6 protein-coding genes are annotated in these 6,393 nt (G+C 59.2%); all 6 read right to left on the bottom strand.

Annotated features, from left to right (window positions below; translation table 11 throughout):
- Positions 1 to 235 precede the first annotated feature (235 nt).
- The 6 genes from SPHINGO391_RS00800 to SPHINGO391_RS00775 all read right to left on the bottom strand — a co-directional run bounded on the left by SPHINGO391_RS00800 (position 236) and on the right by SPHINGO391_RS00775 (position 6,329).
- On the bottom strand, positions 236 to 2,791 hold the full coding sequence (locus SPHINGO391_RS00800; RefSeq protein ID WP_152007155.1) for an NAD-dependent epimerase/dehydratase family protein: 2,556 nt from the start codon (positions 2,789 to 2,791) through the stop codon (positions 236 to 238).
- 273 nt (positions 2,792 to 3,064) lie between these two features.
- Positions 3,065 to 3,499 carry a CBS domain-containing protein gene (locus SPHINGO391_RS00795; protein ID WP_152007154.1) on the bottom strand — a complete coding sequence of 145 codons (435 nt, stop codon included), beginning with the start codon at positions 3,497 to 3,499 and terminating at the stop codon, positions 3,065 to 3,067.
- A gap of 416 nt (positions 3,500 to 3,915) precedes the next feature.
- On the bottom strand, positions 3,916 to 4,113 hold the full coding sequence (locus tag SPHINGO391_RS00790; protein ID WP_152007153.1) for a hypothetical protein: 198 nt from the start codon (positions 4,111 to 4,113) through the stop codon (positions 3,916 to 3,918).
- 81 nt (positions 4,114 to 4,194) lie between these two features.
- On the bottom strand, positions 4,195 to 4,935 hold the full coding sequence (locus SPHINGO391_RS00785) for a cytochrome c biogenesis protein CcdA (RefSeq protein ID WP_152007152.1): 741 nt from the start codon (positions 4,933 to 4,935) through the stop codon (positions 4,195 to 4,197).
- Between the two features lie 30 nt (positions 4,936 to 4,965).
- Positions 4,966 to 5,808 carry a DsbA family protein gene (locus SPHINGO391_RS00780; RefSeq protein WP_244615063.1) on the bottom strand — a complete coding sequence of 281 codons (843 nt, stop codon included), beginning with the start codon at positions 5,806 to 5,808 and terminating at the stop codon, positions 4,966 to 4,968.
- The gene (locus SPHINGO391_RS00775; RefSeq protein ID WP_193217140.1) at positions 5,787 to 6,329 is read right to left on the bottom strand and encodes a redoxin domain-containing protein; all 543 of its coding nucleotides are present in this window, start codon (positions 6,327 to 6,329) and stop codon (positions 5,787 to 5,789) included. Before SPHINGO391_RS00775 ends, SPHINGO391_RS00780 begins: the two co-directional genes overlap by 22 nt.
- Positions 6,330 to 6,393: the final 64 nt, after the last annotated feature.

The following is a 6,393-nucleotide window of genomic DNA, read 5'->3' as shown; positions in this document are numbered from 1 at the left end:
CTCCGGAAATCGCCGCGCGCGCATGAGACCCCCACTCGGGCTACGCCCTCGCGGCAGCCTCATGCGCGCACAAAGAGTGGCCGATTTTTGCGCCGCCGCCTGGCCGGGTTTTACTCCGCCGTTGACACGCATTGCCTCATCGGCGGTGAGGCGTGGATAGAGTGGGGCTCGAAGTTCGCCGAGCCCCCGTTTCGCGATCCGGTGGCTCGACAACCGCGAAACTTCGCCGGCCCCGTTAAAGGATATATCTGTCCCAGCTTCCATAATGCTCTTTGCTGCGGCGTCCTCGGGGCAGGCTCAGTGCCACCAGTGAAATCCCCGCTGCAATCCCAAAGAAGCTGCCGGCCACCGTACCGCCGCTTAGCAGCAGCGGTGCGACTACCAGCCATAGCCCAAAAATGACGTTCAAGAATCGCAGCGGGCGTGCCACCTCGGCCCAGGCGATGACGGCGGTGGTCAGGACCAATGCACCCAGCAGGTGGTCGCTGTTTGCCATTGCCGCTTCATTACCAAAAACCGAGCGTGACGCCAGCATCAGGAAGGCACCGATCGCAGCACTCAACCCGAGTGTCCATGGTACGGTGACGCCGACTGCGCTTTGCCGGAGGATCCGCATCGGTGGCGAGTCAAAGCTCATTTCGCCGCCGGTCGAACCACCGGGCAGAGAATCGCCCCTGAAGAACGCGCGCCAGAACGGCCTGCCCCGGCGCGTGTTCCAAACCATGAACTGCACCATCGCGACAATCTCATCGAGCGAGAACGGGATCATGATCAGCATCGCCAGTGCCGCCATCAGGCAGATCGTGCAATAGGTGCCGATCGCAATCGGCTGTATAATGATGAAATAGATGCTGACGACGCCGAGCGGCCCGACCACAATCCCGAACAGTGCGACCATCCAGGGCATCGTGCGCCAGCGCCGACGGCTACCCATCACGCCCATCAATATCTCGAACATATAGCTCATGGCACCAAGGCCGCCATCTGCAATGGGCCAAGCTTTCGAGACATCCGAGGTGATGATGTATTCGGTGCCATTCAGCGACGAGGGGGACGAAAAGAACGGCTCCCAGACGCCATCGACGTGGCCGAGCTGGTAGGCAGACAGGATACGCGACAGGAGAAAGCCAACGACACCCAGCGCGATGATCGGCAGGCGCTGGACATATGTTGAAGGGCAATAGGTCCAGCCGGGCGGAATGTCGGAGTCATCCATCATCCCCCCGCGCGACATGCCAGGCATCATGGGGATCAGGATGGTCAAGGCGATGACAAGTGCGCCGATCAGTGTGTCGTTGGCATAGACGGCCGCATCCGGCGTCCAAAACACCAGCGGCGCCGCCAGCAACCAGACCCCCAATGCTGCATTCGCCCATTGGGCCCAGCCGTTGCTGGGGCGCAACGACAGACTGGCAAAGACCATGATGGCAAGCCCGGTAAAGACATCGTTCCACGCGGTCAGCCAGCTTCGGGTCGCGGCAGGCCATAGCCCGCGATCCGCCGTCACCCGCTGGACCGCAGCGCTGAACTCGGTCTGATCGAAGGTGCCGAAAACAGATGGCGCGGTGGCAAGCCAGAGGCCCAGGGCCATGACGAGCCAATGCACCCATAGCATCGAAAAATGCATCTTGCGCATATGCGCGTCGTGCTTACGCCTGTCCTCGTTCGCTTCGGCCTCGGACGGCGCCTTCTTGGCAGCCTCTTCCGCCGCGGCGTTCTCGACCTTGGCCGCCGAAACCCGGGCGGCGTTCAATCCGTTCGCTTCGTACCACCCGTAGGGATCGACCTTCAGTCGCTGAAGAATTCCCGGCATGTCGTCGCGCAGACTGTGCTCAGGCTTCCAATCCAGGTGCTTTTTCGCCGCCGAAAGATCGAGCTCATAGTGATCGCTGGAAATATCGACCATCCATGCCCGGATAAAGGCGTCCTCGCCAAAAATCCGGTTCTCCGTCCATGCGCCCAGCTTGGCCAGCTGTGGTGGCACATTCCAGGTGACCCAGTCCTCGTCATGTAGCTCGCGCCCGATCAGGCGCTGCAACTCTCCGAACGGAATCGGGTCGGCCTCGCCCAGTAAAACCGGAAAGACGTCCGGCAGATTGGCGCGGCGGTCGACAATGCGTTCCACGGCGCCGAGAAAATCATCGAGATGCAGGAAGGCTTGCCCGCGCGACAGATCACCGGGATAGACTTTGCCGCTGAACCGTCGTTCGTGAATGCGGGCGATCTGGTGGGCCAGAAATGTCGACTGCCCCTTGTCATCGTAGATGCCCGCAGGGCGCATCAGCACGAGTTTCTCCTCGCCCCGCTCATCGCGCAATACCTTCTCCGTGCGCACCTTCGACGCGCGGTAAGGAAACTTGGGATCGAGAGGATAATTCTCGTCTATCGGCTCGCCTGGCTCGGTCGGCGCATGTGCAAGCATGGTGGACGCGAAGATGAACTGTTCCAGCTCGAACGCCTGAAGCCCCTTCAGCAGCCGTTTCGAACCCTCCACCGTGACGGCATCATATGCGGGATCATCCTCGCCGCTGAGATCGAAATAGCCCGCGAGGTGAACGCAGGCGGCTATCCTGTCGCCATACGCAAATCGCACGCGTTCAAGCGCGATATCGACACTTGCCTGATCAGTGATGTCGAAACAGACGCATTCGGCCTGATGTGGGGGATGCGGCGGCGAATACCGGTCAAGTCCGACGACGCGGTAGGTTCCGTGCAACCGCCGCACCACTGCTGAACCAAGAAATCCGCTCGACCCAGTAACAATGACGACAGGCCTGCTTTCATCCGTCATGGTCTCGCTCCGCTTTCAAGCTATGTGCGCAGGTATTTCACCAAAGCCACAACCGCGAGAACCAGAAACGCCACGACGAGAAGCCATATAAATCCCATTCCGAGCATCATGCCACCATCCATCATCATCCCATCTCCTTGTTTTTATTTCTGTCCCGAATTGAGCCTGCGCTCTCGCCCGGCTTATTTTCCCGTGCTGGAACGTAGTGACGCGGGCTGCGCGGCTGCCAGCGTGAGCGAACATGCCAGCCGCCGCGAGCCTCTCACCGAAAATTCAGCAGCAGCCAGATTTCCGATCCGACTTCGAGATCTCCTGTACAAGTTCGGCGGTCTCTTCACCATCGGCGTCACGCGCTATGTCGGCCTGGGCAATCATCCCACAACACTTGCCTGTATTGTCAGTAACGACGGCCCGCCGGACTTGCCGTTCTTCCATCTTGTCGCAGCATGACGAAACGTCCTCATCCGATGTCGTCGTCAGCAGATCGGTGGACATCACTTCGGATACTGGAGTCTCATTCGTCCTGCCTTCGGCAACTGCGCCGCAGCAGATGTCGCGATCGGTCACGATACCCACCGGTTCCCCGGCGTCGTTGAGCACAGGAACCGACCCTACCGATTTGTCAGCCATAATCCGTGCCGCATCCTGGATGGTGCTATTCGGGCCGCAACAGGCAGGGTCGCGCGTCATAATTTCCTGAACTTGCATGTCAACACTCCTCTTCTTAGGCGAGTACAACTGAGAATCCCGGAATATGTTCCGACCTCGGCACAATCAGCAGGATTTTTTTGCAGTAGATGTCGGACACGACACCTGCGGGGTAGTGTGTATCTTCCCCCCTCGATCCGGCCGACAACAGGCCGGAAGCACCAGGCAGAATGACGGGTGCAGGCGCAAATGCAGCATCTCGCGGCGAAATCCAGCCGACAATGTCGGTCTCGCGAACCTACGCTTCTTTACCGACATCGCCTCTTGCTATAGCCGGTCACCCAGCATCGGCCGAAGCGGTGGCGATAGCTTCGACGCTGGCAACGGATATATCAAACACGACCGTCGCCATCAAAACGACAACTGACAAGAGTACCATGGTGGCCGATTGCGTCTGCGCGTAGAATTTGCGGCGTTCAAGAGTCGCGGTGCTCGATCAGATCGCGATAGGAATCGATCAGTGGACGGTTTCTCACAGTAGACGTCGCGTGCTCACCATCCAGTTTCTCCAGTGCCGCGAGCATGAATTCAGCGATGTCCGGCCGATCTTGCCGGCAGGCATATCTGAACACGCGCAGGATATCCCGCTCCAGGATTTCGGTTTTCGAGATCACAGCTACCTCCCTATAAAAGTCAAGCCTGCGCCTTTCAGCGACGGGAATGTCAAATCACAATTTCCTCAACAGGCCGTTCGCCTAGCCGATTGTAGACAGCAACGGAAACGTCTCCAAAAGCCAGAAGGCGAAGGAGGACAGATATCCTGTCATCATGGCGACTCCCATCAAGATCATAACCGCTCCGGCGAATGTCCGTAGAATACGCCCGAGGCGTCCGAAGGTCTTCAATCTTGCTGCCAAGGCGCCGGTGAAAACGGCGGCAAGCAGGAACGGCACACCGAGGCCCAGCGAGTAGATCGCTAATAGTGCGACGCCGTCGGCGACCGAGGCTGATGCCGCGCCAACGGTCAAGATGGCACCGAGGATCGGACCGATGCAGGGGGTCCAGCCGAAAGCGAATGCCAGGCCCAGCACATAGGACGATACGGCCTTGCCGCCGGGCAGATCCAGGTGAAACCGTGCCTCGCGCATCATCCACGTGGGTCGAATGGTTCCGAGCATGAACAACCCGAACAACGTAACAATCCCGCCTCCGACGATGTTCATCTCGAAGCGGTAGCGAAGCAGCAATTGCCCCAACGCTGTAGCGCTGGCACCAAGGATGACAAAGACGGTTGTGAAGCCGAGCACGAAGCAGAGGCTGAAACCGAGCGCTGCGCTTCGCGCAACAGAAACCTCACCTGAGGGTGATGTAATCGTCGACCGGCCGGCGACATAGGAAACATACCCCGGCACCAACGGCAGTACGCAAGGCGACAGGAATGAGACGATGCCGGCAACGAAGGCGCTCAGGATACCAATATTGGAGAGTTCAGGCATTCGGACGGCCCTTCAAGTCTTCTTCCGAGCTCACTGGTCACCGCTTTTCCGGGCACGCGCGATCAGCGTTTGCATGGTTTGCAGGTCGGTGGCGCCGCGCAATATTTCGTCACCGATAACAAAGCCCGGCGTGCCGTTGATCCGCAGAACTTGGGCGAGCGCGAGGTTGCGCGCGATTTCAGCGTCGACAGCAGGATCAGCCATATCGTTTCGCAGCCGCTCGACATCCAGGCCGATTTGCCCAGCAACCTCCATCACTCGCCCCTCGTCGGCAGCTCCTGACACCTGCATCATTGCTTTATGGAATTCGGGGTAGAGGTTCTGCTGGCGGGCCGCAAGAGCTGCCTTGGCTGCGAACACGGAATTTGGCCCGAGGATGGGAAACTCCTTGTAGACGATGCGTAGTTTCGGATCGTCTGCTTCCGCCGCCATCATCGTTGGCGCAACCTGGCGGCAGTAGGAACAATTGTAATCAAAGAATTCGACCAACGTCACATCGCCTTGCGGATTGCCACCGACTGGACTTTCCGGGCTGTTGAGCAGTTCATCACGATGGGTGGCAAGGGCCGCCTGAGCTTCTGTCTGTTCCGCCTCCCGCTGCTTCCGTTCGAGGTTCTGCATGGCCTCGACGATGACCTCCGGATTGGCTACAAGATAGTCGCGCACCCGCCGCTCAAACGCGTCCTGCGGCAGGTTCTCCGATCCGATAGTAGGCTGCTGGCCGGTCCTGAACCCCGAATCGAGCAGATACCAGGCGCCTGCCGCAATGATCAGCAGCAGGGGCAGCATGAGAAAGCCGAAACGGCGCCCCGTGAATTTCGAAAATTGCGTCAACTTCCTTCTCCCGCTGTTTAGAACAGGCCTGTCAGCCATCCCCACCACCCCTTTTCGGTAGGCGGCTTTGGCGCATGCGCGTTGTTGATGAGCTGGTTGATGTAGAGGGTCAGATTTGTCTTGCTGAAATCCGATCCATGGAAAATACCGGCATGCCGTCCGTTGCGGTCGATGACATGCGCCATCGGCAACTCCTGGTCGCGGCCGCTGAACGCCGCAAATCGATCCGCCACAGTGGCAGTTGTCTCGTCGTCCGATAGGATCATGAACCGCCAGTTCGCCTGGTCCCACGGAGCCTTGATCGAGGCATCTGCGTCAAGAACGGTTACAAACGTGACCATTTGCTTCATCGGCGAAGCATTCACCTGTTCTTGCACGCCTGCGAGAACGGCTTGCTGTTTGGCGCATGGACTGTCACAGTTCTGCGGAACAAAGCTCAGCACGATGATCTGATCATGGAGATCGCCGAGGCGCAGGACGTCACCGTCCGGTTCTTCGAGGCTGAGTTCGGGCGTGGAAGGGCTATCCGCGACCTCGAAGGCCGGTTCGCGATCGGTCATCACCTCATCGATGCGCTCACCGGGATGGTTTGCGAATGCCGGCTGTGCGACCAGCAGGGCGGCC

The sequence above is a fragment of the Hoeflea sp. EC-HK425 genome (assembly GCF_902498795.1).
Taxonomy (GTDB): domain Bacteria; phylum Pseudomonadota; class Alphaproteobacteria; order Rhizobiales; family Rhizobiaceae; genus Hoeflea; species Hoeflea alexandrii.
The sequence above is the reverse complement of the archived record's forward strand: the minus strand, read 5'-3'. Positions and strand labels throughout refer to the sequence as shown.

What these genes read in the sequence shown, in the direction of transcription:
- SPHINGO391_RS00775 (WP_193217140.1), bottom strand. Translation starts at nt 6,329, where the DNA reads ATGACCGATCGCGAACCGGCCTTCGAGGTCGCGGATAGCCCTTCCACG.
- SPHINGO391_RS00785 (WP_152007152.1), bottom strand. Translation starts at nt 4,935, where the DNA reads ATGCCTGAACTCTCCAATATTGGTATCCTGAGCGCCTTCGTTGCCGGC.
- SPHINGO391_RS00800 (WP_152007155.1), bottom strand. Translation starts at nt 2,791, where the DNA reads ATGACGGATGAAAGCAGGCCTGTCGTCATTGTTACTGGGTCGAGCGGA.
- SPHINGO391_RS00795 (WP_152007154.1), bottom strand. Translation starts at nt 3,499, where the DNA reads ATGCAAGTTCAGGAAATTATGACGCGCGACCCTGCCTGTTGCGGCCCG.
- SPHINGO391_RS00780 (WP_244615063.1), bottom strand. Translation starts at nt 5,808, where the DNA reads ATGGCTGACAGGCCTGTTCTAAACAGCGGGAGAAGGAAGTTGACGCAA.